Genomic DNA, 26,297 nt, shown 5'->3' with positions numbered 1-26,297 from the left:
AAATCCTTTCAGTAGGGGTTAGCGGCGTGCCCGCGCGTCCAGCGACACGCCACGCTGGGCGGGTGCACCTGAGCTTTGAGGGCCGATGCCCACGTCCTGGGCATACGTGGGCTTCTTGACGCCAGAGTCGAGCAAAGTAACAAACTCTGTGATCGTGTCAACGTCCGCTGAGCCTTCCTCTGTGAGGAAGGCGGACATGTTGAGCTTGGACATCGTGTCTTGGGTCAGTTCCACGCCGTGTTGCTGGGCAGCGTGCTGAAGGTGAATCTCAGTCAGCGCCAAGACGTGCTGTTCCTGCATCGCGGTCATGGCCTGTTCCAGTTCCGCACTCTTGGCCGTTGCGGCCTCCAATTCGGCGCTGGCGGTCTTCCAGCGGGCTTCATTAGTCCGGCTGAGGCTTTTCCATTTATCGGTCTCAGAGTCGATCTGAGAGCCTTCTGAGGGTGCTTCGGCCACCGGCTCCATTTCGGTGGTGGCGTCAAGCGTGTTGGTTGGTGAGTCGTCCATTCCGGCTACTCCCTTCGATAGTCAATGCGTGGGTACGTGTCGGGGCTTACCAGGTGCGCATACGCAGCTCGTCATGCTCGGGCGTCGTCTGCCAGGCGTAGGTGAGCGACCTCGGGTTGTCCAGGTCGCCGTTCACGGACACGATGCGGATGGCAGGGTCCAAGTCGCCTTCACGCCAGGCGGTGAGGATCTCCAGGGCGCTCATGTTCTCAAGCTGGACATGGGTAATCATCAGTGTTGTTCTCCAAAAGAGGGTGTGATGTGGGGATGAAGAAGACCCCCGGCACGAGGTCACCGAGGGCCTTCAACAGCCTGCGTGGTGCGGGAGAGTCTAGGATTTCTCCCCTACCCTCTATTAGAGGGGGAAGTTAACTATTTGTGCGAGAAACATCACCTCACGGCCGTCCGAATCTCCCACAACACATCATCACAACGCAGTGAGCAGTACGGGTCGAACTCTTCGGCCTCAATCTTGACTCCGCACTTCAGACACAAGCCTTTACTGCGGCGGTAACGTTGCTGCGCCTGCTCTCGATCTCGTACACGTTTGGCGGCCTGACGGCACTCGGCCGAGCAGTACTGACGCCAAGGGCCTGGGCGACCCGAACCCAGCTTCCTGCTCTCCTTGCACAGCTTGTCGCAATGGCCACACTTAAATACCTGTGTGAGAAAACCGTCTTGAGAATGCCTTAGCATAAAGGCTTCCTTTCGGCGAAGGCGGTTCACGGTGTGAAGACCCTTGTGGTTGCGGCACACCGGCAGAGGGTTTCTATCTCGGTTCAGAGCCCATGGCCAAAATGAGGTGAGCGGAGATACTCCGTTCTGCGAGGACGAGATGAGTGACACGATGTCGGCCATGCAACTAGCGAACTAACGAATCAACATCGGTTCGTTCGGTGGGCTCTGCTGGCTCGCTCCCGAAGAGTCTTGGCCTGGTGGCAGGCACGATGAGCGGCCCGAAGATTGCCGTACTCCCAGCCGCCGCCATCGGCTACGGCGGTGACGTGATCTACCTCGTTTGCACCGGCCTGACCGCATAAATAACAAACTCCAGCATCACGCTTGAGAACCGCCCTGCGGTGGCGGTTCCAATCCTTCGGCCGAGACAGGTTCCTCTTGGACGTGACTGCCCAGGGCTTACGGCGGTGGGCGGAACACTTGCCATCGCCACGAACGGATATTTCATGACAACCACTCTCGTTGCAAATCTTGTTCGCCAGGGCCGACGGCCCTCCAATCGTCCAATTAACTATCAATCCATGGCAGCCCCTCAAAGGCTGCCCTATATAATCAACTAGTCGCAACTAATGGGCCTTCCGGCTAGGGCCTCCAGGCCCTCTAGATAACTGATCGAAGTAGGGGCCAGCCCCCAAGCTGGCCCCTTAATTATTCCTTCGTCTGGCTCGTCGTCCCTCCTCGCCTGCCGAAGGAGCATAAGAATAGAGAGGAAGTCGCATTTGTGCAGGTCGGAGACATGGCCCAGTCCAGGATCTTCGGATCAACGGGTCTGGATTCATAGGACTACCACATCGGTCCAGCATCATAGGACTCATGGGCCATGGTCGAATCGACATTCGACACATAGCCCGACTCCCACGTTTGATGAACGGGACACATTGCGCCCTTATCCAATCCGCGTTCCCAGAATTCTCGCGGAAGCCATACACAGGTTTCCCCGCCGCGAGGCAGTGCGAGCCCTGCCAAGCGAAGCTTTTTCAACGTGTCGTAGACGGTTGACCGTGAAGCGGGCTTAACAGTCCCGTCCGGTTTCTCTCGGCTAAGGACCTGCCGCAGCTCGCCAGATTTGAATACAGCGTGTCCTGTGTTGTTTGCGCGAGCGATGGCGGCCAAAAGGAGTCGGGCATCTAAGGAAAGATTGCACCCCTGACGAGCCACGCTGCCCGCATACCGCTGAAAAACCTTGCCAAACTGATGTTCAGGAAAAGTCAATTCGATCCCCTTGTCATAGTTCACCCAAACTGATTAGTGATCGCATTTCCCTCTCTCTCGATGGTCAATGGATGGCTTGGCGGTCAATCCAGGTCTCCACGTTCCGCACTCGGAATCTGAGGTGCTTGCCGATCCGGTAGCCCGGCAGCTCCCACTTCTTCCAGCACGCGTAGACCGTGCTTTCCGGCACGTCCATGTAGGCGGCCACGTCTTTCACCGACATCAGGCGGTTGCTTCCTCCGCTGGCCAAATCGCTTTCCTCTCTCATCTGCGGGCACGCTGCGCCCGCGAGCTGTACGCCTCGCGTCGTGTCCGCTGTGCAGTTGTCAAAGGCATGCCCGTGACCGCCCCGGCCGGGCGCGGCGGGCAGCGACCACCATCGCATATTCATGTTCAGAACGTCAATCTATACATGGACAGTCTTCCAGACTGACTGCGAATGGTGTAGCGTCATCGCCATGACCAAACAAGAGGAACCGCGCGTACACACGCACGCGAGGGAAGAGGTGCGGCCCGACCAGGGCCCCGGCTACCACCTCCAGCACTGGTACGACGGCTGGCAGGTGGACATGTGGTGGTCGCCCAATAGCACGGGCGGCCCCAGCGAACTGCGCATCACCACCAACAACCCCGAACTGATCGCACGGGGCATCACCACAGGCACGCTGCGATCCATTCCGTTGGCCGAGATCTCACGGGAGTTGAAGAGCGACCTTCAGCGCCTCAGCCGCGATCAAGACATTTTCCATGTGCTCGACCCGCATACCGAGTGGGCGAAGCGCCACATCCGGCAGACAGCCAGCGACAACCCCAAGCCAGGCCGAAGCGGACGGCCGGAGTCCTTCCACCTCGCCGTAGCCGTGCTCTACGCCTGGTACGTACTCATGCGCGAGCCCAACCCCGTGCAGGACCTCGCCGAGATCGTGGGTGCGGACCGAAGAGCAGCAGCCAACTGGATCTCCCTGGCCCGCAAGAACGACATGCTCACCGAGGCCGCCGAACGCCAATCGGGCGGCACCCTGACCGACAAGGCCATATCACTGCTCAAGGCGATGAACGAAAGCGAGGAAACGAACTAACGTGGCCAGCCTGATCAAGAAATGCGAGTGCGCCGACACCAAAGCCGGGCGCACACTCGACCTCCGCAAGGCCGACGACCGCAAGACCGCCGAACGATCCTGGGGCAAGTGCGGCCACTCCTGGGTGGTCCGCTACCGGCTCGGCGGACGCGGCACCAAGCAACAGGAGCAGTCCTATCCGCACAACATGAAGAAGGACGCAGAAGCGTTCATTCTGGAGATCAAGTCCGACAAGGTGAGCGGCTTACGCCGCACCATCGATCCCAAAGCCGGAGCGATCACTTTCGCCGACTACGCGGACAGCTGGCTCTCAGGCCGTGTCGGGCTGTCGGCCAAGAGCGTTGAGATCTACGGCAATGCGCTGAGGAACCAGATCAACCCGACTCTCGGTCACCTTCGGCTGAATGCCATCACAAGGCAGACCATCAAGAACTTCATCTCAGCCCTGATCAAGGCAGCGTACGCGCCGAACACCATCCACAGCGCCTACATGGTCGTGGGCGCGATCTTCAGCGAGGCCACAATGGACAAGCTCATCCCCGAGTCGCCCTGCACGGACATCGAACTGCCCAGCGCCGCGCAGAGACAGGAGTTTCTGGTTCCCTCCTGGACGCAGATCAGCAAGCTCGCCGACTCCATGCCAGCCCGCTGGGCGGCGACGGTATGGCTCATGGCCGGATGCGGTCTCCGGGTATCTGAAGCGTTTGCCGTCGCCGAGGAAGGCGTGATGTTCGGCGGCCGGAGACTGCGCATCCATGAGCAGGTGACCAGGAAGCGCGTGTTAGGCCCACTCAAGCACCGTGAGGAAGGGGACTACCGGGTCATGCCGCTGCCGCCGTTCGTTCACTCCGCCATCACCACGCACATCGAGAGCCACGGCACCGCAGACGGGTACCTGTTCCAGGCGGCCAAGGGAGGTTGGGTGGGGTACGAGACTTATCGGCTGGCGTTCGTCGCCGCAGCCAAGACGGCGGGGCTTCCCGAGGACTTCACCCCTCACGGACTCCGCCACTCCTACGCATCCATGCAACTCGCCCAGGGCATCCCCATCACGGACGTGTCCCGATGGCTGGGACACCAGGACATCGGGATCACATTCCGTACGTACGGCCATCTCGTGGACGAGGCATGGGACAGAGCGCTCGACGCGATGGAGGCCGGTTACCAGACAGGCATCGCCGAAGTCCCGGCAGCCGCGTGCTGACTTCGTGCTGACCACGAAGACCCATAAATGCCTGTCTACCTTGGGTTTTTGCCCCCAGCGATCACATGTTGATCATGTGGCCGGCGAGGCCGTGGATCGCCTCCTTGACCGCTTCGCCGAGCGTCGGGTGGGCGTGGACGTTGCGGGCGACCTCGTGCACGGTCAGGTCCCACTGCTGGGCCAGGGTCAGCTCCGGCAGCAGTTCGGTGACCTCGGGCCCGATCAGGTGGGCGCCGAGCAGCTCGCCGTGCGTGTTGTCGCTGATGATCTTGACGAAGCCGGCCGAGTCGCCCAGGCCGTGCGCCTTGCCGTTGGCCGTGAAGGGGAACTTCGCCACCTTCACGTCGTAGCCCAGGTCGCGCGCCTGCGCCTCGGTGTAGCCGAAGCTGGCCACCTGCGGCTGGCAGTACGTGGCCCGCGGGATCATCACGTAGTCGAGCTCCATGGTCTCCGCGTCGGCGATCGTCTCGGCGGCGATGATGCCCATGGACTCCGCGGCGTGCGCCAGCATCAGCTTGGCGGTGACGTCGCCGATGGCGAAGATGTGCGGCACGTTCGTACGGCAGCGCCCGTCGACCGCGATGGCGCCCCGGTCGGTCAGCGCCACGCCCGTCTTCTCCAGGCCGTAGCCCTCGACGCGCGGCTGGAACCCGATGGCCTGCAGCACCTTGTCGGCCTCGAGCACCCGGGTCTCGCCGCCGCGGGTGACGGTGACCTTGACGGAGGCGCCGGTGTCCTCGATGGCGTCCACGCGGGTCGAGGTCAGCACCTCGATGCCGAGCCGCTTGTAGCGCTTGGCCAGCTCGGCCGACACCTCCTCGTCCTCCAGCGGCACCACCCGGTCGAGGAACTCCACGATCGTCACCTTGACGCCGTAGTTGTGCAGCACGTACGCGAACTCCACCCCGATGGCGCCGGCGCCCGCGATGATGATGCTCTCCGGCAGCTCCTCGGTGAGGATCTGCTCCTCGTACGTCACCACACGCTCGGAAAGCCGCGTGCCCGGGATCAGCCGGGTGGTCGCGCCCGCCGCGATGATGCAGTGGGAGAACGTGATCGTCTCGCCGTTCACCTGGATCGTGTTCGCGTCCAGGAACGTGCCGCGGCCGTCGTACTCCGTGATGGCGTTCTTCTTCATCAGGTAGTGAACGCCCTTGACCCGACCGTCGGCCACCTTGCGGCTGCGCTGGAAGGCCGCCCCGTAGTCGAAGGTGACCGAGCCGCTGATGCCGAACGTCTTGGCCTCGTTGTTGAAGATGTGGGCCAGTTCGGCGTTGCGCAGCAGCGCCTTGGACGGGATGCAGCCCACATTCAGGCAGACGCCACCCCAGTACTTCTCCTCGACGACCGCAGCGCGCAGTCCGAGCTGGGCGGCGCGGACGGCGGCCGTATACCCTCCGGGACCCGCGCCGAGAACGACGACGTCATAGTGAGTGCTCATGAGTCGGACCATACCGTCAGCTAGACCTCGACCTTGTACGAGAGGGTGAGCTCGTCGGCGGGCACCCCGCGGATCCCCCAGTTCACCCTGGGCATCTCGATGATCGTGATCTCCACGTCCTCGGGCTCGTAGCCGGATTTGTCGTAGATCTCCCTGATCAGCGCCCGCTTGGCGTCGTCGCTGCGCCCGGTGAAGCAGATCACCTCGATGATGAGGTAATTGTCACTGCGCCCAGGGCAGACGAAGTCGTCCTCCTCCAGCAGCAGGAACCGGTGGAACCGCTTCTCCGGCGGCACGCCCCAGGCGCTCACCAGGCACGACTGCACCAGATCCGAGATCTCCCGCTGCCGTCCGGCCCACACATCCCTGCGCCCGTACACCTTCACCTGTGCCATATCGGCAATATAGAGGGTGTGATCCGCGTACTCCTGGCCGACGACGAGGCCATGATCCGGGCCGGGGTCAAGGCCATCCTCGCCTCCGACCCGTCGCTGGAGGTGGTGGCCGAGGCCGGGGACGGCAGGCAGGCCGTCGACCTGGCCATCAGCCACCGCCCCGACGTGGCGCTGCTCGACATCCGCATGCCCAGGCTCGACGGCCTGGGGGCGGCGAGCGAGATGCGCCGGGTCGCGCCGGGCACGGCCGTGGTGATGCTGACCACATTCGGGGAGGACGACTACATCGCCAAGGCGCTCGACATCGGGGCGAGCGGGTTCCTGCTCAAGTCGGGCGATCCGCGCGAGCTGATCGCCGGGATCCACGCGGTGGCCGACGGGGCCGCGTACCTGTCCCCCAGGGTCGCCCAGCGGGTGATCGCACACTTCGCGGGCGGAAAGATGACCAAGGGGGCGCAGGCCCGCGACCGCGTCGGCCCGCTCACCGACCGGGAGCGCGAGGTGCTCGCCCTGGTCGGCGCGGGCATGTCCAACGCCGAGATCGCCCGCGAGCTGCACATCGTCGAGGGCACGGTGAAGGCGTACGTGAGCGCCATCCTCACCAGACTCGGCGTGCGCAACCGCGTGCAGGCCGCAATCATCGCCCACGAGGCCGGATTGGTAGCCTGACCCGTGATGTATCGCCTCGTGTTCACGCAGGTCTTGCGGCGTTTCGACGCCGAGGCCGTGCACCATCAGACCGTGAGCGCCCTCGCGCTCCTCGCAAAGCTGCCCGTGGTCAAGCGGCTGCTCTTCCGCACGCTCGCGCCGCGCGACCCGGCCCTGCGGGTGACCGCGTTCGGCGTGCACTTCCCGGGTCCGCTGGGCCTGGCCGCCGGGTTCGACAAGGACGCCGCGTGCGCCGAGGGCATCGCCGCGCTCGGCTTCGGCCACGTCGAGGTCGGCACGATCACCGCGCACGCCCAGCCGGGCAACCCGCGCCCGCGCCTGTTCAGGCTGGTGGGAGAGCGCGCGGTGATCAACCGGATGGGCTTCAACAACGCCGGGGCGGCCGCCGCCGCCCGCAGGCTGCGCCGCGCCCGCGGCGTCCCCGTCGTGGTCGGGGTGAACATCGGCAAGACCAAGGTGGTGCCCGAGTCGGAGGCCGTGGCCGACTACGTGGCCAGTGCCAAGGAGCTCGCGCCGCTGGCCGACTACCTGGTGGTCAACGTCAGCTCGCCCAACACCCCGGGGCTGCGCAACCTCCAGGCTGTCTCGCTGCTGCGGCCGCTGCTCACGGCGGTCAAGGAGGTCGCGGACGGCACGCCCCGCCCCACTCCGCTGCTGGTGAAGATCGCGCCCGACCTCGCGGACGAGGACGTGGACGCGGTCGCCGACCTGGCGCTGGAGCTGGGCCTGGACGGCATCATCGCCACCAACACCACGATCAGGCACGACGGCGAGACCGGCGGGCTGTCGGGCCGCCCGCTCAAGGGCCGCTCGCTGGAGGTGCTCAGGCGCCTGCGCGCCAGGGTCGGCGACCGGCTCACGCTGGTGTCGGTCGGCGGGGTGGAGGACGTGGACGACGTCTGGGAGCGCCTGCTCGCCGGGGCCACCCTGGTCCAGGGCTACACGGGCTGGATCTACGGCGGCCCGTTCTGGGCCTCGCGCATCCACCGTCAGCTCTCCCGGCGCGTGCGCCGTCACGGCCTCAAGTCCATTACGGACGCCATCGGCCGTACCGCCTGAATCCCTTATCGTGGGGCGAATGATCGAAGAGGTACCTCTAGCGGACGGCATCATCCTGCGCCCGGCCGCCGAACAGGACGTCGAGGCCCTGGTACGCGCCTACGACCGCAACCGTGACCACCTCAAGCGGTGGGAGCCCCGCAGGCCTGACGAGTTCTTCACCGCGGACGGACAGGCCAAGCGGCTCAAGGGCCTGCTCGAAGATCAGGCGCAGGGCCGGGCGATGGCCTGGGTGCTCGCGGACGGCGAGGAGGTCGTGGGCCGCGCGACGCTCAGCGGCATCGTCCGCGGCCCCTGGCTGAGCGCCGACCTCGGCTACTGGGTGGACGGCGGCTACATCGGGCGCGGCCTGGCCACCGGCGCCGTGCGGGAGGTGTGCCGGATGGCCGACGAGGAGCTGCGGCTGCACCGGATCGCGGCCAGCGTCCTGCTCGACAACGCGGCTTCGCAGAACGTGCTGGTCAAGACCGGGTTCGAGCCGTACGGCACCGCCGACCGCTACCTCGAGATCGACGGCAGGTGGCAGACCTGCCGCCTCTTCCAGCGCATCCTCAACGACCGCCCGGCCCTGTAAGTCACACGCTGGGGCGGGTCGACTCCGCGTCGTGCGTCATGCCTTCGATGTGGGCCATCGCCTCCTGGACGCGCAACACGCCCGGCCGGTGCGGGCGCCGCCGCTGCCACGGGTGCGGCCCCGCCGGCGGGCGATACTCCACCCCGAGCGCGTCCAGCCGCCCCAGGTGCTCCTCCAGCCGTCCCTCGAAGCCGTCGGCGGGACCGGCCCACGCGATCTCCGCCAGCGCGCACGCCCGCGGCCACAGGCGGTAGTCGACCGTGCGGGCATCGGGCACGCGCTCGGTCCAGAGCTGCGCCTGGGCCCCCAGGACGCGGGCGCGCTCCTCCTCCGTCCACGAGGCCGGCGCGGGGTCGAAGGCGGCCACGTCCGAGACTGTGGTGGCGTCGCCGATGGCCATGGGCTCCTCCGCCGAAGAAGCCTCCGCGTAGTCGAAGTACAGCGGGAACACCGGGGTCGCCACCACGTCGTGCCCGGCCGCGGCGGCCCGGCGGCCCACCCCCATGCCCCGCCACGGCATGACCACGGTGTCCTCCCGCAGCCCGCCGCTGACGAACGCCTCGTCCCACACCACGGCCCGCGCACCCCGCTCGGCCAGCGCGTCCGCGAGCCGCCGCAGGAACCACGCCTGCAGGTCGTTGGAGGTGGCCAGCCCGAGCGAGTCGCGGTACGCGGTGATCTCGGCGGACTCGCCCCAATGGTCCAGCACGACCTCGTCGCCGCCGATGTGCACGTAGGGAGTCTCGCCCAGCGCCCCGATCAGCTCGTCGAAGATCGTGGTCAGGAACTCGACGGTCGGCGGCAGCGGCGACAGGATCGCCGAGGAGATGCCCCACCGGTCGAGCACGTCGTACCGCTCCCCGGTGGCCCCGAGCGACGGGTACGCCGCCAGGATCGCCGACGCGTGCCCGGGCACGTCGATCTCGGGGACGACCGTGACGCACCGGGCGCGGGCGTAAGCGCCGATCTCGGCCAGGTCGTCGAGCGTGTAGTAGCCCCCATGCGGCAGGTCGTCGTACGTGTCCGGCTCACGCCAGTAGTTGGACGCCGTACGCGGCCGGTGCGAGGAGACCTCGTGCAGCAGCGGGTACGCCCTGCTCTCCACCCGCCACCCCTGGTCGTCCACCAGGTGCAGGTGGAGGCGGTTGAGCTTGTGCGTCGCCATCAGGTCGAGCAGGCGGAAGATCTCCCGCTTGGGGAAGAAGTGCCGCGCCACGTCCAGGTGCAGCCCGCGCCAGGCGAAGCGCGGCGCGTCCTCGATCCGCACCCCTGGAACGAGCCACGAGGCCCCGGTGGAGAACCGGTAGGAGGCGGCGGGCAGCAACTGATGCAGCGACTGCGCCGCGTAGAAGGCCCCGGCCCGTCCGCCGGCCACGATCTCCACGCCCCGCGAACCCACCGTCAGCCGGTACGCCTCCTCGCCGAGCGCCGGATCCCGCCGGACGTCGATCTCACCGGCGTCGCCGGGCCGCAGGTCGAGCCGCGGAAGCGCGAGGCGTACGGCGTCCACCAGGTCGCCGGACACGGTCGCGCCCGAGGTCAGCTCGAAGGAACCGGAAAGATCGCTGAGCAGCTCTGGGCGAGGAATCATGTTTCGAGATAGTGCTGCAATCCGTTCGCCAGCGCCAGCGCGATCTTCTGCCGGAAGCCGGGATCCTGGAACTTGGCCGCCTCGGCGGCGTTGCGCATGTTGCCGCACTCGATGAAGATCTTCGGCACGGTCGACAGGTTGAGGCCGCCGAGGTCGTTGCGGTAGTCGAGCGCGTTGCGGCCGATGTAGGTGGAGTACGGCAGGCCCGTGCCCTTGGCGAACGCGTTGCGCACGTCGATGCCGAGCCTGCTGGAGGCGCCCACGACCTTGTCCACGGGGCCGTTGATCTTCTTCGGCATGATGACGTGGAAGCCGTGGTTGGCGGGGGCCGCGCCGTCGCCGTGGATGGAGATCGCCGCGTCGGCGCGGGCCTTGTTGCCGATGGCGGCCCGCTGGGTGATGCACGGGCCCACACCGTCGTTGCTCGTCCTGGTCAGCTTGACCGTGGCCCCACGGGATTCGAGGATCTTGACGAGCCGCTTGGAGACGTCGAAGGAGAAGGCGGCCTCGGTGTAGCCGCTGTTGGTCTGGGTGCCCGTCGTGTCGCAGGGCTTCCACTTGGTCAGCACGTTGACCTTGCGGTTGACGGCCGCGGGGTCGCGGTAGTTGCCGCCGTTGTGGCCCGGGTCGATCACGACGACCTTGCCCTCCAGGGGCTTGGCGTCGGGCGGGGACTGCTTGGCGGGAGTCTGCTCGGAGGGAGTCTGCTCGGCGGCGGTCTGCTCCGCGCTGGTCGCGGGAGCGGCCTGACCTGCCGCGGCGCCACCGGTGCCGGTGCCGCCACACGCGGAGGCGATCAGGCCGCAAACGACGAGAGCTGAGGCTGGCAGAGCACGCATGGCATCCAACTTACGGCAAGCCCGGAGCCCAAGCCCTTCTTATGCCAACTACGGCGAGTGGCGGGGAATGCTACATCCTGGCCGGGCCACTAGCCCCTCACCAGACACGCTCGCCGATCTCCTGGCGCTCCAGCAGGGCGGCCAGCTCCCGCGCGTCCTCGGCGTCGAGCCCGAGGACGACGCGGGGCCGGCCCCACGGGTGGTCGAGGGAGTGGGCGACGTAACTGGCGACCGACTCAGCGGCGCCGTCGACGCCCCGCCCCCTCCCCGCCCGCCAGTGGCCCCAGGCGCGCTCGAGCTCGGCCGCCGCGCGCTGGGCGCAAGACACTAGTTCCGGATCACGCATGACTGTTCCCCCGGATCAGATCGTGGCCGGATCGAATCCGGCCACAAATAGCATGACCCTGACGAGTAAACAGCCGCGCGGCCACGTCTCCGCGCGGCTTGACCCAGCCTTGGGCCTTTGCGAACAAGAAACCTGCTCCAGCAGACTGCCGCTCTACCGTCGTGCGCGCGATCCTCGCCACAGCGGCAGTCGGCTTTGCAGATTTCTTGTTCGTCTTAGGCGGGACCCGTGCTGCGTCGCACGATCAGCTCGGGGCGGATCTCGCGCAGGCGCGAGACCTTCGCGGGGTCCCCGATCCGGTCGCTCAGCAGCGCCGCCGCCGACCTTCCCATGGTGCGGCGGGGCTGGTCGACCGAGGTGAGCGAGATGTGGTGGGAGGCCGACAGGTGCGTGTTGTCGTAGCCGACCACCGAGAGGTCTTGCGGGACTCGCAGGCCCAGGTCGCTGGCGGCCGAGAGCACGCCGAGCGCGACCACGTCATTGGCGGCGAAGATCGCCGTGGGCCTGGGGTCGCGGGTGAGCAGCGCCGTTGCCGCCTCCCTGCCACCCTCCTCGGTCGAGTCCGCGGCCTCGACCATGATGTACGGCGCCAGCGAGTGCCTGCGCATGGCCACGAGGTAGCCCTCGCAGCGCGATGAGCGCCGGCCCTCGATGTGCGCGATGCGCTTGTGGCCGAGTTCGACCAGGTGGTCGATGGCCAGGCGAGCGCCGAGCTGGTCGTCGTCGACCACGATGTCGACTCCGTCGAGCTCGATGTCACGTTCCCCTACGACGACGGTCGGGGTGTAGGCGGTGGCCTCGATCAGCGTCTCGCTGGTCGGCGCGATCCCCAGGAGAACCAGCCCGTCCACCCTGAGCTCGAGGAAGGCCTCGACGGCCTCGTCCTCGAATGCCGGGTCCCACTGGCTGTTCCCTATGAGCATGCGCAGGCCGTCGCCGTGCAGGCTCTCCTGCAGACCGTCGAGGAACTCCGCGTAGAACGGATTGTGCAGGTCGGCGACGAGCGCGCCCACCAGATGCGTACGGCCTTCGACCAGGCTTCGCGCGACCGCGTTCGGCCGGTAGCCGAGTTCGCGGGCGGCCTGCAGCACGGCCTGGCGCCGGTGCTCGCTCACGTGCGGGGATCCGCGTAGCACGAGAGAGACCAGCGATTTCGAGACGCCGGCTCGTTCGGCGACGTTGCGGATGGTCGGTCTGGGCCGAGGCAGTGTGTCTACCTCTCTGATCTCGGTAATGGTTGAAGTGTTGACGGGCGGTCCTGACATGTGTCTCCCCCGCGATGCGGATATGGGCACCTGTCTGACCAAACGATCGAGTTCGCGGCAGGGTACGGCCTTCTCACTGTTTGACTCAGGGAATCGTCGCGGGTTAACCCGGGGAACGGCCGGCACGGCGTCGGCTACTGTGCAGGTGTGACACCCGGGAAGTCAGCCGAGACGGCACGGCCGGCGCGGCGCAGGCTCAGTGTCGACCGGCGTCGCGAGGAGCTGATGGCGGCCGCGCTCGAGCTGTTCAGCACCCGTGACGCGGAAGACGTCTCGATCGACGACGTGGCCTCGGCGGCGGGCGCTTCGCGGGCCCTGGTCTACCACTACTTCGGTGGCAAGCAGGAGCTCTACGTGGCCGCGCTGAGGAGCGCGGCGGAGCAGCTGGAGTCCCGGCTTCGCCCCCATGAGGGCGGCAGGCCGCTGGAAGAGCTGGCCTCCGGGCTCAGGCGCTATTTCGACTTCGTCGAGGAGCACGCGGCCGGGTTCGCCGCGTTGCTGCGCGGGGGGCCCGCCAACCGGGCGGGCGAGATCGGCGAGATCGTCGACGGCGTACGCCAGCGTCTCTTCCGCCTCATCCTGAAGCAGATGCGGGTCGATGAGGCCAGCCCGGTGCTGCGCACGACCCTGCGCTCGTGGATCGCCTCCGTGGAGACGGCCGGCCTCGACTGGCTCGAGCACCGTGACATAGAGCGACCGACGCTGGAAAAGATGCTCGTCGATCACATGGTCGCGCTGCTCGGCGTGGCCGCCGCCTACGACGGCGCCGTGGCTACCCTGTTGGAACGACTCAAATAGAGAGACAGAGAGAAGGATGGCGCCGGGCGGGCGGCGCCAACTCTCCCATGCGACGTTGTGTCGCCACGACGGTGGACCAGGCCGTCGGCCTGGCTCACCCTCAACCCCCCTGAGGATCCGTGACGACCCTCACTTACTCCGAGCGCTGCTGCGGAATCCCCGCGAGCAGTGCCCGGACCTCGGTCTCCCGGTAACGCCGATGACCGCCGAGGGTTCGAATCGACGTCAACTTACCCGCCTTGGCCCACCGCGTAACGGTCTTGGGGTCGACCCTGAACATGGTCGCGACCTCAGCGGGCGTGAGCAGTGGCTCGGCCTCGGGTGTACGAGCTGACATTTGTGCGGCCTCTCCTCCGTGTGGACCGGCTTAGCGATCCTGTGACTGCCTTTGCGCGTGTCACGGATGTCCCCCTATGGCACAGAGCGTGCGGCTTTTCTGAGCCATATGCGGCATCACCCGATGTGACCATACCGCCACGCAGAGCGATTGGCGAGCCCTTCTTTGACCCAACTGCCCGCCCCCGCGGCGATGTCACGCTCGGTGATTCTAGCGACACGGTTCGTGGTATCGCAGTGAAAACGGCAAACTACTCAGTTCGCAGAAGAGAGCAGCCGGGAGACGTGACCTACTCATGCAGGTCAGACGGTCGTATTGAGCCTCAGTTGGCAGATTCCAGCTGTTGCATTGACTTCCACCGGAGGATCACCCTCTGGTACATGGCGTAGGCAAGTTCTTCTTGACCCGTGTCCAGGCCCGTCAGGGCGCCCGCCAGCTCGGCCACCGACTGGTCCGCCTGCAACGCGTCGTCGTCCATGAGGTGGACGAGGCCGCCGTAGTCGAGCTCCACCAGCGAGTGCGGGTGGAACTCCTCCAGCCACCTGGCGACGTCCTCCACGTCGAAGTTGGCCGCCACGTCGCCCAGGTGCCTGCGCAGCACGTTGAGCGCCCTGGCCGCCCGCCTCCTGGCCTGCGCCATGGAGGTGACGTAGATGAGGTTGCGTCCGGTAGCGGTCGTCACGTCCTGTCCCGGGTTGGCGGAGCCGAGCACCAGCCAGCGCTCGTTCCCATCAAACGGCACGAACCACGATGGCGGCACATGCCACGCCGTGGTGCGAATGTGCGTACGCAACGCGGACGAACCGGCCTGCCGCTTGTACCGGTCGAAGTCGTCCGCCACCTGGTCCGCGATCGCCTTGGGCACCAGATGGTCCATCAGCTTCACAGGAGTGGTGCCACGCAGCCTTGAGAACGCCAGCCACGAGCGCAAACGGCTTTGCCAGGGACAGACATAGAGACGGTCCTCAACACGCCGCAGATAGGCGTTGGGGCTCTCCTGGGCGGGAACGGGTTGAGGGGGCATACCGAGAAGGCGCATGACCGACTCGCCGTGCTCCGCATTGAGCGCGTTCGCGCGGCGCGGGCGGTCCCGTGAGTCGGCGTAGTCGGCCCACACCTTGCGCTCGGGTTCGGCGAACGCGGTCAGTGGCTCATAGACGCGGAGGTAGGCGGCATAGGGCAGCACGGAGGCATCGTGTCATGAAGCGAACCTGCGTGCACCGTTGTGGCTTACTACGCTGTGAGGTGATCTCCGTCGCAAAGGTGCGGCGGACCGGACAGGGAGTCACTACCGTGACCGACGTCTTCGGTTCGTCCCAAAAGGACGTCCACGAGCAGGTCGTGTTCTGCGCCGACGAGCAGAGCGGCCTGCGTGCCATCATCGCCATCCACAACACGGCCCTGGGCCCTGGGCTGGGAGGCACCCGCTTCTATCCGTACGAGAGCGAGAGCGCGGCCCTGGCCGACGTGCTCAACCTCGCCAAGGGCATGTCCTACAAGAACGCGCTGGCCGGGCTCGACCTGGGCGGCGGCAAGGCCGTCATCATCGGCGACCCGGCCCACGACAAGAACGAGGCGCTGCTGCGCGCCTACGGGAGGTTCGTGCAGTCGCTCGGCGGGCGCTACATCACGGCCTGCGACGTGGGCACCTACAGCGAGGACATGGACCTCATCGCCCGCGAGTCACGCTTCGTGACCGGCCGCTCGCCGGCCTACGGCGGGGCGGGGGATTCGTCCATCCTCACGGCGTTCGGCGTGTTCCAGGGCATGCGGGCCTCGGCCGAGCGCGTGTACGGCACTCCGTCGCTGCACGGCAGGCGCGTCGGCGTCGAAGGGGTCGGCAAGGTGGGCCACCGCCTGGTCGAGCTCCTGCGCGAGGACGGCGCCGAGGTCGTGATCTGCGACGTCGCCCCCAAGGCCGTCGAGCGGGTGCGCCTGCGCCACCCGGAGGTCGACGTGGTGGCCGACGCGGCCGAGCTGAGCGGATCCGACATCGACGTGTTCGCGCCGTGCGCGCTCGGCGGCGCCCTCGACGACGCGACGGTCGCCAGGCTCCGGGCGAAGATCGTCTGTGGCGGGGCCAACAACCAGCTCGCCCACCCCGGGGTCGAGAAGCAACTCGCCGAGCGCGGCATCCTCTACGCGCCCGACTATGTCGTCAATTCGGGAGGCGTGATCCAGGTCGCGGACGAGATCGAGGGCTTCGACATGGAACGAGCCAGATCGAAGGCCACCCAGATCTACGACACGACCCTGAAGATCTTCCAAATCGCTGCCGATGAGGGCGTTCCGCCCGCTGTCGCAGCGGATAGGCTAGCCGAGCGCAGAATGTCGGAAGTCGGGCGTATTAGGGGCATTTGGCTGGGCCGCTGACGGCCCACGCCCATACGACGTACCGAGCTGGGCACAAAACAGGTACGGTAATAGGCGAACGATAGGCTGACGCCCAAAGAGACGCGGCGTCAGTGTGTGGTGCGTTAGCGACGAGGGGGTCGGGGACGACCCCACACGAGGGGGTCGAGCCAATGGGGCGCGGCCGAGCAAAGGCCAAGCAGGTCAAGGTTGCTCGCCAGCTGAAGTACAACAGCGGTGGCACGGATCTTGATCGTCTTCGCGATGAACTCGGGGTCGGAGACTCCAGCAGCAATGACGACGCCGACGACCTCAACGATGAGCTGGCGGATCGCTATGCCGATTACGCCGATGACTATGGCGCCGGAGACGACGAAGACGACCGTCCTCCCGGCCGTCGATAGCCGTTCCTGGTTGACGTGACGAGGACCGGCGCCCGCGCCGGATTCTCGTTCACGCTCGTCGGGCCCCACGGGTAACCGTGGGGCTTTCGTCACGTGGTCGTCTTTTCCAGGAAGTCCGCGATGACCGGTGCGATCTCCGGGAGCTTCTCCTCCAGCGCGAAGTGCCCGGTGTCGAAGACGTGCACCTCCGCCTCGGGCACGTCCCGCCGGTACGCGTGGGCGCCCGGCTCCAGGAAGATCGCGTCTCCCCGCCCCCAGAGCACCAGCGTCGGCGGGCGGTGCAGGCGTAGCCATGCCTGCCAGGCCGGGTAGCGCGCGAGGTTCCCGGCGTAGTCGCGGGCGAGGGCCAGCTGCGCTTCCTTGCGTCCCGGCAGGTCCAGGAAGTGCTGGTCGAGCGTCCATCCGTCGGGCGCCACAAGCGCCGGGTCCGCCGTGCCGTCCTCGTACTGGCCGCGGGTGAACGGCAGCGTGAACAGCTCCCCGGACGGCGCCTTGACGGCCTGGCGCGCCACCTCGGACAGCCCTTCGTCGTACGCGTTGGCGTTCTGCACGATGAGCCCGGCGATCCACTCGGGATGCCGCTCGGCCACCCGGAACCCGACGGGCCCGCCGAAGTCGAACGCGTACAGCACGAACGGCCCGAGCCCGATCGCCCGCACGAACCCCTCGACGACGTCGGCCAGCCGGACGAAGGAGTACGCGAAACCGTCGGGGACCCGCGTGTGCCCGAATCCGGGATAGTCGGGTGCGATCACCCGATAGCGGCTGCCCAGGGCGTCCATGAGCCGCCGGTACTGGTGCGACGCGGACGGGAATCCGTGCAGCAACAGCAGCGGGACCCCGCCTTCCGGCCCCGCCTCCCGGTAGAAGACCTCGACCCCCTCGACGTCCACGAACCCGTGCCTGATGTGTGGAATCCGCATCTCACATGCCTCTTTCTCGTGAAGACGCATTAGTTATAGACCGACGGCGCTAATGGGTCAACTCGTGGATGTAGCATTAGCGGCATGGAGTTGCTGACGGGTGAGCCCCTGGCCCTGGACCTGGTCAACACACGGTCCCGCGACCACGACGCCCTGGACCGGGCCGGCGACTTCGGCGACTGGCTGGCCAGGCAGTCGGACCGCCTCACCCTGCCCGGCGCACCCTTCCCGGCCGCCGACCTGGCCGCCGTCCGCCGGCTGCGCGGTCATGTGGAAGCGGCCCTGGACGCCGCCCGCCAGGCCGTCCCCGCGCCGCCCGACTCGATCGCGGCGATCAACGAGGCCCTGCGGCTCTCCCCGCCGTACCCTCGGCTGGAGGCCCGGGGAGTCGTCTTCACGAGCGTCGCGCGGCGGGACGGCACGGATGTGAGCCGCCTGCTCACGCAGCTCGCCGAGGCGGCCGTGCAGCTGCTGACGGACCCCGACGTGGGCAAGGTCCGCTCCTGCGAGGCGCCCGACTGCCGGATGCTCTTCCTCCCGGCCCACCCCCGCCGCCGCTGGTGCTCACCGACGCTCTGCGGCAACCGGATCCGCGTCGCCCGCTACTACCAGCGGCACAAGCCGGATCACTCCCAGACGTAGAGCGCGGCGCCCAGGAGGGCGACGGTGAGCGCGCAGGCCCAGCCGCGCACGGTGTTGAAGCGGGTCCAGCGGGGCAGGTAGTCGGCCCAGTCGACCTCGCCCGCGTCGATCGCGTTGTTCAGCGGGACGTTGACCGCTCCCGTCACCATGATCGAGCCGGCGAAGGCGACGACGGCGCCCGCGACGGCCAGGATGCCCGGCAGGCTGCCGGGTCCGGCCACGAACAGCAGGATCCCGGCGACCAGCGCGAGGATCGGCGCCAGCATGAACGTGGCCAGGAACGCCGGATTGAGGATCTTCTGGTTGATGCTCCGCATGACGGCTGCCGCCTGCTCCTTGTCGACGGCGTCGAGGCCCGGCATCACCGACGTCGAGAACGCGAAGTAGACCCCTGCCATGAGGCCGTTGAGCACGAGCGCGAGGATCACCGCGACGGCCGCGAGTACGTCCATGCGGCAATGATCCCGCGCGGGCGGAATCTTTTCCACGGGGTTGTCGCCCGCGGTTGCTAGCCTGCCGGGCATGCTGGAGATCGGTGACGTCGTGGCCGTGCCACTGCCGCTCGGCGGTTTCGGCGCGTGCCAGGTGACGGCGGCGGACGGCGAGCTGACGGTGTGCGTGTTCGACTGGCACTCCGACGCGGCGCCCGCGCTCGACGACCTGCGCGGGGCCCGCCCGCTGATCATCGACCACCACAGCTGGGAGGGTGTGCCCCAGATCCTGTCCGTCGACGCGGCCGCCCCGTTGCCCGCCGGTTTCGTCCGGCTCGGGTCGCTGCCGGTGAGCGCCGGCATGCCGTGCTCGACCAGCGCGTACGGCGGATGGCCCGCCCTGGGCGTGCAGGTCGTCCTACAGCGGCACTGGGACCTGCGGGTGCCCGACGAGGTCAAGGCCGCCTACAAGAGCGCGGCTCCCGGGCAGATCGAGGCCGACTTCGGCGGTCGGCGGATCCGCAGGCCGGCCATGGTGTCCGGGCTCGACCTGCGGGAGCTCCACGGCGAGGTGCGCTGGGCCGGGCTGGACGCGCTGCCCCGGGTGACCTCGCTGACCTGGGCCGGGCCCGACCGCGGTCTCGCCGCCGCCCTCTCGTCCCGGCCGATCATCACCAGCCTGCACTGGGCCGATCCGCCCGGCGAGGTCGATCTGGGCGGGACGCATCTCAACGATCTGACGTTCGCCGGAGCCTCGCCGCGCCGGCTCGTCCTGCCGCCCACCCTGACCCGCCTGCGCCTGGACGCGGCGCCGCCCGAGCTCGTCACTGCGGCCGCCGGCGGGCGGTGGATCCGCGTGACGACCCGCTCCGGCGTCCCCGCCGGGCTGAGCGGCGTGCGCGAGGTGGCGATGGAGGTGGCGGGCGACCTGCGGCTCGCGGCGCTGGACGGGCTCGCCGAGCTGGAGTCGCTGCGGATCCAGTGGCTCCGCTCGTACGGCGGGCTCGTCGGCGCGACCGCGTTCCCCAAGCTGCACACGCTGGAGCTGGTCGACGCGTACGGGGTCGACGCGTCGATGCTGCCCCCGCCCGGCGGCGCCCTGCGGCACGTCAGCGTCGCCTCGCTCAGGAGCAGCCAGAGCGGGCCGATCAAGCAGCGCTACCGGGGATCGGCGGTGCAGGTCCGGCTGCGCGGCGCCAAGTCGGACAAATGGCTGGCCGCCAACATCGACAATCCGCTGCGCAACTGGGTCGACGACGACCGGCGGGCGGGAGCGGCGGCGTGCCGGGCCTACACGACGGCCTCCGAGGCCATCGGGCGGCTGAGCGCCGACGATCCGGGCGGGGTGGCCGACGCCAGGCAGACGCTGCGGGAGTTCGTGGAGAGGCTCAACGACCTCGACGGACGGCACGGGATGATCGACACGTTGCGGCGGGAGGAAGCGGGCGACGCCTTCATGGCGCTGGCGGCGCGGGCGGGCGTGCCCTCGGGCGAGGCCGGCTCATGGTTCGACGAGTGGCGTGATTTCTGAGGCCAGCGTCTGGCCCGCCTCGACCGCCTCGCGCAGGCTCCTGGCCAGCGTGTCCGCCTGCTCGGTCAGGTCCCGCAGGCCCTCGGCGTCGCCGGTCTGCGCCAGCAGGTCCCGATATCTGTCGTTGCTGCGCTGCAGCTCCTGGGCGCGCAGGGCCGAGTCGGCCGCCTTGACGCGGCCGGCGTACACCTCCAGCTCCCACACCCGCTCGGTGACCGCCGCCACGGAGCGGCGCAGGGCCTCCTGCTGGGGTTCGAGCACGGCGGCCAGCTCGGGCGTCATCAGCTCCACCCGCGCCTCGGCCTGCTCGGCCCGCAGCTCCGTCTGCGTACGCAGGAGGCGGGCGACGTGCCACAGCCGCTCGGGGAGCACGACGTCGTTGGCGACGGTGTCGAGGAGCCCCAGGCGGTTCACCCGGGAGTCGGTCACCTCCAGGATCGCCTGCCTGGCCCGGGCCAGCAGGGTGAGAGCCTCGGAGTCCAGCTCGGCGGGGTGGACGTGACGCTCGCCGCCCCTCCGCTCCGGCCCGGGCCGGGAGACGCCGATGTAGAGCACCATGACGAGGAAGACCATCAGCCCCGCCATCCCCGCCGACTCGTGGTCGGTCCTGAGGGCCGCGGCGCCGAACAGCGCGCCGCTCAGCCCCGTGACCCCTGCGGCGACGGCGAGCAGGCGCCTCATCCACGGCGGCGGCGCGGGCTCCCGGCGGCCGAGCAACAGCGTCCGGACACCGCGGATCCGCCGCCGTTCCCGCCGGGAGGCGGCGGGATCCACGATCGGTTCGTCCATACGCGACGCCTCCCCCACTAGGCTGCTCCTCGAGCACACCGCGTGCGGCCCCGCCGGATCCACCAGCCCCGTGTGCGGATGTGGTGCAGATGTCGTGCAGCTACGCTTTCCCCCGTGTCACGACTTCCTGAGCTGTATGTCGCCGTGGACGTGGAGGCCGACGGGCCGATCCCGGGCCCGTACAGCATGATCTCCCTGGGGATGGCCGTGGCCGGGCGGCCCGGCCTGACCTTCTACACGGAGCTGCGGCCGATCTCCGACGACTTCGTGCCCGAGGCGCTGGCCGTCTCGGGTCTTGACCGCGACCGGCTGCTGCGCGAGGCCCCCGCGCCCGAGGTGGCCATGGCGGCGGCCGCCCGCTGGGTCGACGGCCTGCGGAAGGTCGGCCGCCCGGTGTTCCTGGCCGCGCCCGCGGTGTGGGACGGGATGTTCGTGCACTGGTATTTCGTACGGTTCACCGGCAAGAGCCCGTTCGGGGTGACCGGCTCGGGTATCGACCTGCGCAGCTACTGGATGGGACAGACCGGCTGCCAGTGGTCGGAGACGGGCAAGAGGACCATGAAGCGGCGGCTGGGCCTCGAAGGGCTGCCGCACACGCATCACGCCGAGGAGGACGCGGCGGAGCTGGCGCGGATGTTCGAGGCGGTCATTCTCACGAGATCTTCAGAATCCGCACAGGAAGCTCTGAGGGATCCCGGAGAGCGTTGAGGGGACCGGAGATTCCCCCCTCGCTCGTATCGGACGGTGGTCCCGCATGGCCTCGACCTCGACCTCGGTGAAGCCCGCTGCCCGCTCGACGGGCCGCGCGGTGGTGCGTCTCGGCCTTCTGGGGCTGGTCGCGATCGGCATCATGGGCGCCGCCCTGGAGCTCGCCTTCGAACGCCACTGGCAGAGCCCGGTGCAGCTGATCCCGTGGGTGGCACTGGCGCTGCTGGGGTTCGCGCTCGTGCTGCTCACCCTGCGCGACACTCCCCGGGCGGTCACCGTCGTACGGGTGGTCGCGCTGGTCGTGCTGCTCGCGTCCGCGTACGGCGTCTTCATGCACGTGTCCGTCAACCACGGCGCGGGCGCGGCCGATCCCACGTGGGACACCCTCTCCCCGCTCACCCAATGGTGGTACGCACTCACCAAGTCGGTGGGCCAGGCGCCGCCGCTCGCCCCCGGCATGCTCGCCCAGAGCGCGCTGCTGCTCTCGCTGGCCACGCTGACGTCCAAGACCGATCGTCCGTGAACGGCGGCTGAACGTTCCCGCATCGGAACCTTTCCCCCACCTTTCGCGTCACACCCAGACAAAGCGCGTGTGACTCGTGAGGCTGGTGAGGTTCGAGTGGCGTTAGGTCGTACATTCATAGCGGCGGTCGCGGTGGCGGCCACCGTGTTCAGTGCTGACGGGGCGGCGGCGAAGACGGAGCCCGCGCCCCAGGCGGAGCCCCGGCCGCCCGTTCCGGCGGTGGCCGTGTCCGCGCCCGTGTCCACGCCCGCCGCCGCCGTCGCGGCGGAGCCCGAGTGCGTCCGGATCAAGGGCGCGGAGGCCTGCGTGGGGCCGGACGGGAGCGACCGTCCGGGCATCACGATCGAGGACACGGCGAACGACGAGCTCCACGCCACCGTGGAGTACTACCTCAACGGTTATCTGGGCACCAAGTACGTCATCCACAACCTGGGGCGTAAGGGCGAGGTCCGGGGTAACCGAGAGATCGGGAAGATCGTGACGTTCCGGGCGGCGGTTTACGAGGGCAACCACCGGGTGCGGTTCGGGCGATGGAAGACCGTCCGCAACATCACGAAATATCCGATCAAGCGGGAGACGCGGGTCACGACGGCCGCCGCGCGGTCCCGGTCCAAGGTGTGCACCTCCACGAAGGGCGCCTCCACCCTGTGCTTCAACGAGCGGAACACCGTCGTGTTCGCCTGTGACACGAGCGCCGACCAGTACCAGGCCCGCGCCGAATACTTCATCGCCGGCGACCCGACCGCTCGTTTCGAGATCCACCAGCTGGCCGGGGTGAACACCTGCGGCAAGGCCGAGCACGGGGATCTCGCCGTCAGCATGTACCGCGCCTCGCTCTTCGACCACAACCGGCGGGTCGCCACCAGGCTGTACAAGTACAACTAGGCGAAGGGCCTGATGATCTCCCGTACGGCCTCGGCGGACTCCCTCGGGTTGTCGTCGTGGGCGAGGCTGCTCAGCAGCTCGCGCAGGTGGAACACCTGCATGCGCTCCCGCCAGCCGTCGGCCAGGTGCGCCGCGTCCGCGTACACCTCGAAGAAGCGGTCCGAGGCGGGCGGGCGGGGCGAGCACCAGAGCATGCTGAGGTCGGCCTCGGCCCAGCTGTAGGAGACGGCCGGGTCGATCAGCGCCGGGTCGCCCGTGCGGCCGGACAGGATGTTCTCGCGCCACAGGTCGCCGTGCGTCAGCACCGGCGGCCGTGGCGGGAGCAGGTCGGGCAGGGCGGCGCACAGGCGTTCCAGCGCCCGCCGCTCCTCGCGGCCGAACGCCGCCGCCACCAGCGGCTCCGGCAGCCAGCGCAGGATCCTGCGCTCGGCGAAGAACGCGTGGCCGTCGGTGTCCCAGGTGTTGTCCTGGCGCAGCCGCCCCAGCCAGCCGTCCCGGTGCCAGCCGAACCTGTCGGCCGCGGTGGTGGTGTGGAGGGTGGCGAGGGTGCGGGCCAGGTCCTCCCAGAAGCGCTCGTCGCCGTCGCGGCGCGGTGGCAGGGGTTCGAGCACGAGCAGGCCGGGGGTGGCCGCCAGCACCTCGGGCGTGGTGACGCCGCCCAGCTCGCGCAGTGCCCGCAGCCCCTCGGCCTCCACCTCGAACAGGCCGGGCACGGGGGTGCGCAGGGTCTTCGCGAACACGCGCGAGCCGTCGCGCAGGGTCGCCAGGCCGGCCAGCGCCACCACTCCCCCGCCGGCCGCCTCCGCGGACACGGCGTCGAACCCGGCCTCCCGCAGCCGTACGAGTAAGAGATCCACGATCGGCCCCCCATGAAAGTTTCAACGGTGTTTGACGGGCGAGGCGGCGCACCTCATGATCATGATGCCTCCTGGTCAGGAGGAGGCGTCGAGTGAATTCCGCTATCCATGGCGAGGAACGCCGATGCCCACACCGCTGTTACGAGCCGCGTCCGCCCTCCTGCTGACGCTGGCCGCCCTCAACGCCCCCGCGGCCTACGCCGACGACGTCACCCCGGTAGCGGTGACCGTCAACGCGCGTGCCGCTCTCGCCACCGTCCCCGGAACCGGCATCGGCTCCAACCATGCCATCTGGGACACCAATCTCGGGACCGACGACACCGCCGACCGGCTCAAGGACGCCGGTGTGAAGATGCTGCGCTATCCCGGCGGGTCGTACTCCGACATCTACCACTGGGCCACCCACACCGCCCCCGGCGGCTACGTGGCGCCCAACACCGACTTCGACACGTTCATGCGCGGCGTCCGCCGTACCGGGGCGCAGGCCATGGTGACCGCCAACTACGGCACCGGCACCGCCGAGGAGGCCGCGGCCTGGGTCCGCCAGGCCAACGTCACCAAGGGCTACGGCATCAAGTACTGGGAGATCGGCAACGAGAACTACGGCAACGGCCACTACGGCTCCGCCTGGGAGGCCGACGACCACGCCGACAAGAGCCCGGCCGAGTACGCCCGCAACGTCGTGGCCTACGCGGACGCGATGAAGGCGGTCGACCCCACCATCAAGATCGGCGCGGTGCTGACCACGGCCGCCAACTGGCCCGACGCCATCACCGCCGACGGCGACAGCGGCACCTGGAACAAGGTCGTCCTCGCGAACGCCGGATCGAAGATCGACTTCGTGATCGTGCACTGGTACCCCGGCGCCCTCGACAGGGCCGGCCACGTGACCGACATGATCCAGCTCACCCGCCAGCAGATCGCCAAGTACGTGGGGCCCGGGTCGGAGCGGATCGGCATCGCGATGACCGAGTTCAACACCGGGTCCAGCAGCAACGGCACCAACACCCAGCCCGGCGCGCTGGCCGCCGCCGACGCGTACGCGACGCTGCTGGCGAACGGGGTGTTCACGGTCGACTGGTGGAACGTCCACAACGGGATCGGCACCGTCACCCAGGTCGAGGGGCACACCGACTACGGCGACTTCGGCCTGCTGTCGAGCGGCACCTGCACCTCCGACAACAGCGTCTGCGAGCCCGCGCTCAACACGCCCTTCGCCCCCTATTACGCGCTCCAGATGGTGAGCAAGTTCGCCCGGCCGGGCGACCAGTTCGTCCGCGCCGCGACCGACCAGGCCAAGGTCGTCGCGCACGCCGCCCGCCGGCCCAACGGGGATCTGGCGGTCATGCTGATCAACACCTCGAACGACACGTCGTACCCCGTCGCGATCGACTACTCCGGCTACACCCCGGCGGCCGGCGCGCCGACCGTACTGACCCACACCAACGGCGCCACCGCCATCACCACCTCGACCGGCGGGACCGCGGCCGGTCAGACGCTGCCGCCGCTCTCCCTGACCACCCTCGTCCTGCACCCCGCGTCCCCGCAGACCGGCCTCCCCGGCGCCCCCGGCCAGCCGGCGGCCACGCAGGTGACGGACACGACCGCCACGATCTCCTGGCCCGGCGCCGCCCCCGGCTCGCGCCCCATCGCCAAGTACGAGCTCTACCGCCAGCACGGAGCCGTCAGCGAGCAGCTCGGCGAGACCTCCGGCACCTCGTTCACCGTGAACAACCTCAACCCGGGCACCCGCTACACGATCAACGTGATCGCCCGTGACGGCGGCGGCGGCCTGTCGTGGGCCTCCCCGCCCCTGACGTTCACGACCGGCACGCCCGCCACCAGCTCCTGCTCGGTACGGCTGACCGTCACGACCGACTGGGCCAGCGGCTACGTCGGCGCCATCGACATCACCAACAACGGCGCCCCGGTCAGCGGCTGGACCCTGAACTTCGGCTGGCCCAGGTCGTGGCAGAGCCTGGGCAGCGGCTGGGGCGGCGTCTGGACGCAGACCGGGCCGGACGTGAAGGTCGTCAACGAGGCGGGCAACGGCGCGCTCGCCACGGGGGCCACCGCCACGGTCGGCTTCGTCGGCAACTACTCCGGCCCGAACGTCCTGCCCGCCGTCTTCACCCTCAACGGGTCCGTCTGCACGACCCGGTGACAGCGCGATCCGGGGCCGCTTCTGCGGCCCCGGA

At 68.4% G+C, this 26,297-nt stretch carries 31 protein-coding genes; 14 read left to right on the top strand and 17 right to left on the bottom strand.

Annotation, left to right across the window (positions count from 1 at the left end; all coding sequences use genetic code 11):
* Positions 1 to 18: 18 nt before the first annotated feature.
* The 5 genes from ABZX61_RS53425 to ABZX61_RS53405 all read right to left on the bottom strand — a co-directional run bounded on the left by ABZX61_RS53425 (position 19) and on the right by ABZX61_RS53405 (position 2,848).
* On the bottom strand, positions 19 to 507 hold the full coding sequence (locus ABZX61_RS53425; RefSeq protein WP_355207673.1) for a hypothetical protein: 489 nt from the start codon (positions 505 to 507) through the stop codon (positions 19 to 21).
* Between the two features lie 46 nt (positions 508 to 553).
* The gene (locus ABZX61_RS53420; RefSeq protein WP_355207670.1) at positions 554 to 712 is read right to left on the bottom strand and encodes a hypothetical protein; all 159 of its coding nucleotides are present in this window, start codon (positions 710 to 712) and stop codon (positions 554 to 556) included.
* Between the two features lie 673 nt (positions 713 to 1,385).
* On the bottom strand, positions 1,386 to 1,763 hold the full coding sequence (locus ABZX61_RS53415; RefSeq protein WP_355207809.1) for an HNH endonuclease signature motif containing protein: 378 nt from the start codon (positions 1,761 to 1,763) through the stop codon (positions 1,386 to 1,388).
* Between the two features lie 265 nt (positions 1,764 to 2,028).
* A complete protein-coding gene (locus ABZX61_RS53410; RefSeq protein WP_355207667.1) occupies positions 2,029 to 2,481 on the bottom strand; it encodes a hypothetical protein in 453 nt (150 codons plus the stop codon).
* A gap of 40 nt (positions 2,482 to 2,521) precedes the next feature.
* Positions 2,522 to 2,848: a helix-turn-helix domain-containing protein gene (locus ABZX61_RS53405; protein WP_355207664.1), complete on the bottom strand. Its 327-nt coding sequence runs from the start codon at positions 2,846 to 2,848 to the stop codon at positions 2,522 to 2,524.
* Between the two features lie 67 nt (positions 2,849 to 2,915).
* Between ABZX61_RS53405 and ABZX61_RS53400 the strand changes: the two genes are divergently transcribed.
* Complete coding sequence (locus tag ABZX61_RS53400) at positions 2,916 to 3,536, top strand: hypothetical protein (RefSeq protein ID WP_355207661.1); 621 nt, start codon at positions 2,916 to 2,918, stop codon at positions 3,534 to 3,536.
* Position 3,537: 1 nt separating this feature from the next.
* A complete protein-coding gene (locus ABZX61_RS53395; protein ID WP_355207658.1) occupies positions 3,538 to 4,740 on the top strand; it encodes a tyrosine-type recombinase/integrase in 1,203 nt (400 codons plus the stop codon).
* 61 nt (positions 4,741 to 4,801) lie between these two features.
* Here the strand turns inward: ABZX61_RS53395 and lpdA are convergent, their stop codons facing one another.
* Positions 4,802 to 6,181, bottom strand: a complete 1,380-nt coding sequence (lpdA, locus tag ABZX61_RS53390) for a dihydrolipoyl dehydrogenase (protein WP_355207656.1) — start codon at positions 6,179 to 6,181, stop codon at positions 4,802 to 4,804.
* 20 nt (positions 6,182 to 6,201) lie between these two features.
* Positions 6,202 to 6,576, bottom strand: coding sequence for a tautomerase family protein (locus ABZX61_RS53385; protein ID WP_350737447.1), 375 nt, complete (start codon positions 6,574 to 6,576; stop codon positions 6,202 to 6,204).
* An 18-nt stretch (positions 6,577 to 6,594) separates the two neighbouring features.
* Between ABZX61_RS53385 and ABZX61_RS53380 the strand changes: the two genes are divergently transcribed.
* The 3 genes from ABZX61_RS53380 to ABZX61_RS53370 are packed head-to-tail and all read left to right on the top strand — an operon-like array spanning position 6,595 to position 8,878.
* The gene (locus ABZX61_RS53380) at positions 6,595 to 7,245 is read left to right on the top strand and encodes a response regulator transcription factor (protein WP_350737450.1); all 651 of its coding nucleotides are present in this window, start codon (positions 6,595 to 6,597) and stop codon (positions 7,243 to 7,245) included.
* Between the two features lie 6 nt (positions 7,246 to 7,251).
* A complete protein-coding gene (locus ABZX61_RS53375) occupies positions 7,252 to 8,304 on the top strand; it encodes a quinone-dependent dihydroorotate dehydrogenase (RefSeq protein ID WP_355207652.1) in 1,053 nt (350 codons plus the stop codon).
* A 19-nt stretch (positions 8,305 to 8,323) separates the two neighbouring features.
* Positions 8,324 to 8,878: a GNAT family N-acetyltransferase gene (locus ABZX61_RS53370; RefSeq protein WP_355207649.1), complete on the top strand. Its 555-nt coding sequence runs from the start codon at positions 8,324 to 8,326 to the stop codon at positions 8,876 to 8,878.
* A gap of 1 nt (position 8,879) precedes the next feature.
* Here the strand turns inward: ABZX61_RS53370 and ABZX61_RS53365 are convergent, their stop codons facing one another.
* From ABZX61_RS53365 to ABZX61_RS53350, 4 genes are all read right to left on the bottom strand, one after another.
* A complete protein-coding gene (locus ABZX61_RS53365; protein ID WP_355207646.1) occupies positions 8,880 to 10,469 on the bottom strand; it encodes a beta-N-acetylhexosaminidase in 1,590 nt (529 codons plus the stop codon).
* Positions 10,466 to 11,308, bottom strand: a complete 843-nt coding sequence (locus tag ABZX61_RS53360) for an N-acetylmuramoyl-L-alanine amidase (RefSeq protein WP_350737461.1) — start codon at positions 11,306 to 11,308, stop codon at positions 10,466 to 10,468. The genes ABZX61_RS53365 and ABZX61_RS53360 overlap by 4 nt, the downstream gene beginning before the upstream one ends.
* Before the next feature lie 97 nt (positions 11,309 to 11,405).
* Positions 11,406 to 11,654 carry a hypothetical protein gene (locus ABZX61_RS53355; RefSeq protein WP_185069048.1) on the bottom strand — a complete coding sequence of 83 codons (249 nt, stop codon included), beginning with the start codon at positions 11,652 to 11,654 and terminating at the stop codon, positions 11,406 to 11,408.
* A gap of 215 nt (positions 11,655 to 11,869) precedes the next feature.
* On the bottom strand, positions 11,870 to 12,919 hold the full coding sequence (locus tag ABZX61_RS53350; protein ID WP_355207643.1) for a LacI family DNA-binding transcriptional regulator: 1,050 nt from the start codon (positions 12,917 to 12,919) through the stop codon (positions 11,870 to 11,872).
* A 147-nt stretch (positions 12,920 to 13,066) separates the two neighbouring features.
* Here ABZX61_RS53350 and ABZX61_RS53345 point away from each other — a divergent pair, with 147 nt between their 5' ends.
* Entirely contained in the window at positions 13,067 to 13,717 is a 651-nt protein-coding gene (locus tag ABZX61_RS53345; RefSeq protein WP_350737468.1) for a TetR/AcrR family transcriptional regulator, read from the top strand.
* Between the two features lie 133 nt (positions 13,718 to 13,850).
* Here the strand turns inward: ABZX61_RS53345 and bldC are convergent, their stop codons facing one another.
* Both bldC and ABZX61_RS53335 read right to left on the bottom strand, forming a co-directional pair.
* Complete coding sequence (gene bldC, locus ABZX61_RS53340) at positions 13,851 to 14,054, bottom strand: developmental transcriptional regulator BldC (protein ID WP_013133571.1); 204 nt, start codon at positions 14,052 to 14,054, stop codon at positions 13,851 to 13,853.
* A 322-nt stretch (positions 14,055 to 14,376) separates the two neighbouring features.
* Positions 14,377 to 15,240: a hypothetical protein gene (locus tag ABZX61_RS53335; RefSeq protein ID WP_350737470.1), complete on the bottom strand. Its 864-nt coding sequence runs from the start codon at positions 15,238 to 15,240 to the stop codon at positions 14,377 to 14,379.
* 107 nt (positions 15,241 to 15,347) lie between these two features.
* Between ABZX61_RS53335 and ABZX61_RS53330 the strand changes: the two genes are divergently transcribed.
* Together ABZX61_RS53330 and ABZX61_RS53325 are read left to right on the top strand one after the other, a co-directional pair.
* Positions 15,348 to 16,427, top strand: coding sequence for a Glu/Leu/Phe/Val dehydrogenase (locus ABZX61_RS53330; RefSeq protein WP_350737472.1), 1,080 nt, complete (start codon positions 15,348 to 15,350; stop codon positions 16,425 to 16,427).
* A 152-nt stretch (positions 16,428 to 16,579) separates the two neighbouring features.
* Positions 16,580 to 16,810 (top strand): DUF3073 domain-containing protein, encoded by a 231-nt coding sequence (locus ABZX61_RS53325; protein WP_350737475.1) that lies wholly within the window; start codon positions 16,580 to 16,582, stop codon positions 16,808 to 16,810.
* Between the two features lie 89 nt (positions 16,811 to 16,899).
* Here the strand turns inward: ABZX61_RS53325 and ABZX61_RS53320 are convergent, their stop codons facing one another.
* Positions 16,900 to 17,733 carry an alpha/beta hydrolase gene (locus ABZX61_RS53320; protein ID WP_355207639.1) on the bottom strand — a complete coding sequence of 278 codons (834 nt, stop codon included), beginning with the start codon at positions 17,731 to 17,733 and terminating at the stop codon, positions 16,900 to 16,902.
* Positions 17,734 to 17,817: 84 nt separating this feature from the next.
* On the opposite strand from ABZX61_RS53320, the gene ABZX61_RS53315 reads away from it, so the two are divergent.
* On the top strand, positions 17,818 to 18,375 hold the full coding sequence (locus ABZX61_RS53315) for an ABATE domain-containing protein (RefSeq protein ID WP_355207637.1): 558 nt from the start codon (positions 17,818 to 17,820) through the stop codon (positions 18,373 to 18,375).
* Here the strand turns inward: ABZX61_RS53315 and ABZX61_RS53310 are convergent.
* Positions 18,360 to 18,827: an anthrone oxygenase family protein gene (locus ABZX61_RS53310; protein ID WP_355207634.1), complete on the bottom strand. Its 468-nt coding sequence runs from the start codon at positions 18,825 to 18,827 to the stop codon at positions 18,360 to 18,362. The two genes, ABZX61_RS53315 and ABZX61_RS53310, sit on opposite strands and share 16 nt — an antisense overlap.
* Before the next feature lie 70 nt (positions 18,828 to 18,897).
* On the opposite strand from ABZX61_RS53310, the gene ABZX61_RS53305 reads away from it, so the two are divergent.
* The gene (locus ABZX61_RS53305; protein WP_355207631.1) at positions 18,898 to 20,337 is read left to right on the top strand and encodes a hypothetical protein; all 1,440 of its coding nucleotides are present in this window, start codon (positions 18,898 to 18,900) and stop codon (positions 20,335 to 20,337) included.
* On the opposite strand, the gene ABZX61_RS53300 is transcribed toward ABZX61_RS53305, so the two are convergent.
* On the bottom strand, positions 20,308 to 21,126 hold the full coding sequence (locus ABZX61_RS53300; RefSeq protein WP_355207629.1) for a hypothetical protein: 819 nt from the start codon (positions 21,124 to 21,126) through the stop codon (positions 20,308 to 20,310). The genes ABZX61_RS53305 and ABZX61_RS53300 overlap by 30 nt on opposite strands.
* Positions 21,127 to 21,240: 114 nt before the next feature.
* On the opposite strand from ABZX61_RS53300, the gene ABZX61_RS53295 reads away from it, so the two are divergent.
* The 3 genes from ABZX61_RS53295 to ABZX61_RS53285 all read left to right on the top strand — a co-directional run bounded on the left by ABZX61_RS53295 (position 21,241) and on the right by ABZX61_RS53285 (position 23,242).
* Positions 21,241 to 21,834, top strand: a complete 594-nt coding sequence (locus tag ABZX61_RS53295; protein ID WP_350737493.1) for an exonuclease — start codon at positions 21,241 to 21,243, stop codon at positions 21,832 to 21,834.
* Between the two features lie 46 nt (positions 21,835 to 21,880).
* Entirely contained in the window at positions 21,881 to 22,357 is a 477-nt protein-coding gene (locus tag ABZX61_RS53290) for a hypothetical protein (protein ID WP_355207626.1), read from the top strand.
* Between the two features lie 132 nt (positions 22,358 to 22,489).
* Entirely contained in the window at positions 22,490 to 23,242 is a 753-nt protein-coding gene (locus ABZX61_RS53285; RefSeq protein WP_355207623.1) for a hypothetical protein, read from the top strand.
* On the opposite strand, the gene ABZX61_RS53280 is transcribed toward ABZX61_RS53285, so the two are convergent.
* Positions 23,239 to 24,099, bottom strand: a complete 861-nt coding sequence (locus ABZX61_RS53280) for a fructosamine kinase family protein (protein WP_355207620.1) — start codon at positions 24,097 to 24,099, stop codon at positions 23,239 to 23,241. The genes ABZX61_RS53285 and ABZX61_RS53280 overlap by 4 nt on opposite strands.
* A 124-nt stretch (positions 24,100 to 24,223) precedes the next feature.
* Here ABZX61_RS53280 and ABZX61_RS53275 point away from each other — a divergent pair, with 124 nt between their 5' ends.
* Positions 24,224 to 26,263 carry a cellulose binding domain-containing protein gene (locus ABZX61_RS53275; protein WP_355207617.1) on the top strand — a complete coding sequence of 680 codons (2,040 nt, stop codon included), beginning with the start codon at positions 24,224 to 24,226 and terminating at the stop codon, positions 26,261 to 26,263.
* The last annotated feature ends 34 nt before the right edge of the window (positions 26,264 to 26,297 follow it).

It is taken from the genome of Nonomuraea sp. NPDC003709 (genome assembly GCF_040610775.1).
In the GTDB taxonomy this organism is placed as follows: Bacteria; Actinomycetota; Actinomycetes; order Streptosporangiales; family Streptosporangiaceae; genus Nonomuraea; species Nonomuraea angiospora_A.
The sequence above is the reverse complement of the archived record's forward strand: the minus strand, read 5'-3'. Positions and strand labels throughout refer to the sequence as shown.

Bases quoted from the DNA above. Each gene is read 5' to 3' on its own strand.
- ABZX61_RS53385 (WP_350737447.1), bottom strand. From the start codon at position 6,576: ATGGCACAGGTGAAGGTGTACGGGCGCAGGGATGTGTGGGCCGGACGG.
- ABZX61_RS53300 (WP_355207629.1), bottom strand. From the start codon at position 21,126: ATGGACGAACCGATCGTGGATCCCGCCGCCTCCCGGCGGGAACGGCGG.
- ABZX61_RS53360 (WP_350737461.1), bottom strand. From the start codon at position 11,308: ATGCGTGCTCTGCCAGCCTCAGCTCTCGTCGTTTGCGGCCTGATCGCC.
- ABZX61_RS53365 (WP_355207646.1), bottom strand. From the start codon at position 10,469: ATGATTCCTCGCCCAGAGCTGCTCAGCGATCTTTCCGGTTCCTTCGAG.
- ABZX61_RS53310 (WP_355207634.1), bottom strand. From the start codon at position 18,827: ATGGACGTACTCGCGGCCGTCGCGGTGATCCTCGCGCTCGTGCTCAAC.
- ABZX61_RS53355 (WP_185069048.1), bottom strand. From the start codon at position 11,654: ATGCGTGATCCGGAACTAGTGTCTTGCGCCCAGCGCGCGGCGGCCGAG.
- ABZX61_RS53275 (WP_355207617.1), top strand. From the start codon at position 24,224: ATGCCCACACCGCTGTTACGAGCCGCGTCCGCCCTCCTGCTGACGCTG.
- ABZX61_RS53420 (WP_355207670.1), bottom strand. From the start codon at position 712: ATGAGCGCCCTGGAGATCCTCACCGCCTGGCGTGAAGGCGACTTGGAC.
- bldC (WP_013133571.1), bottom strand. From the start codon at position 14,054: ATGTCAGCTCGTACACCCGAGGCCGAGCCACTGCTCACGCCCGCTGAG.
- ABZX61_RS53320 (WP_355207639.1), bottom strand. From the start codon at position 17,733: ATGCGGATTCCACACATCAGGCACGGGTTCGTGGACGTCGAGGGGGTC.
- lpdA (WP_355207656.1), bottom strand. From the start codon at position 6,181: ATGAGCACTCACTATGACGTCGTCGTTCTCGGCGCGGGTCCCGGAGGG.
- ABZX61_RS53315 (WP_355207637.1), top strand. From the start codon at position 17,818: ATGGAGTTGCTGACGGGTGAGCCCCTGGCCCTGGACCTGGTCAACACA.
- ABZX61_RS53375 (WP_355207652.1), top strand. From the start codon at position 7,252: ATGTATCGCCTCGTGTTCACGCAGGTCTTGCGGCGTTTCGACGCCGAG.
- ABZX61_RS53305 (WP_355207631.1), top strand. From the start codon at position 18,898: ATGCTGGAGATCGGTGACGTCGTGGCCGTGCCACTGCCGCTCGGCGGT.
- ABZX61_RS53400 (WP_355207661.1), top strand. From the start codon at position 2,916: ATGACCAAACAAGAGGAACCGCGCGTACACACGCACGCGAGGGAAGAG.
- ABZX61_RS53425 (WP_355207673.1), bottom strand. From the start codon at position 507: ATGGACGACTCACCAACCAACACGCTTGACGCCACCACCGAAATGGAG.
- ABZX61_RS53325 (WP_350737475.1), top strand. From the start codon at position 16,580: ATGGGGCGCGGCCGAGCAAAGGCCAAGCAGGTCAAGGTTGCTCGCCAG.
- ABZX61_RS53350 (WP_355207643.1), bottom strand. From the start codon at position 12,919: ATGTCAGGACCGCCCGTCAACACTTCAACCATTACCGAGATCAGAGAG.
- ABZX61_RS53290 (WP_355207626.1), top strand. From the start codon at position 21,881: ATGGCCTCGACCTCGACCTCGGTGAAGCCCGCTGCCCGCTCGACGGGC.
- ABZX61_RS53370 (WP_355207649.1), top strand. From the start codon at position 8,324: ATGATCGAAGAGGTACCTCTAGCGGACGGCATCATCCTGCGCCCGGCC.
- ABZX61_RS53405 (WP_355207664.1), bottom strand. From the start codon at position 2,848: ATGAATATGCGATGGTGGTCGCTGCCCGCCGCGCCCGGCCGGGGCGGT.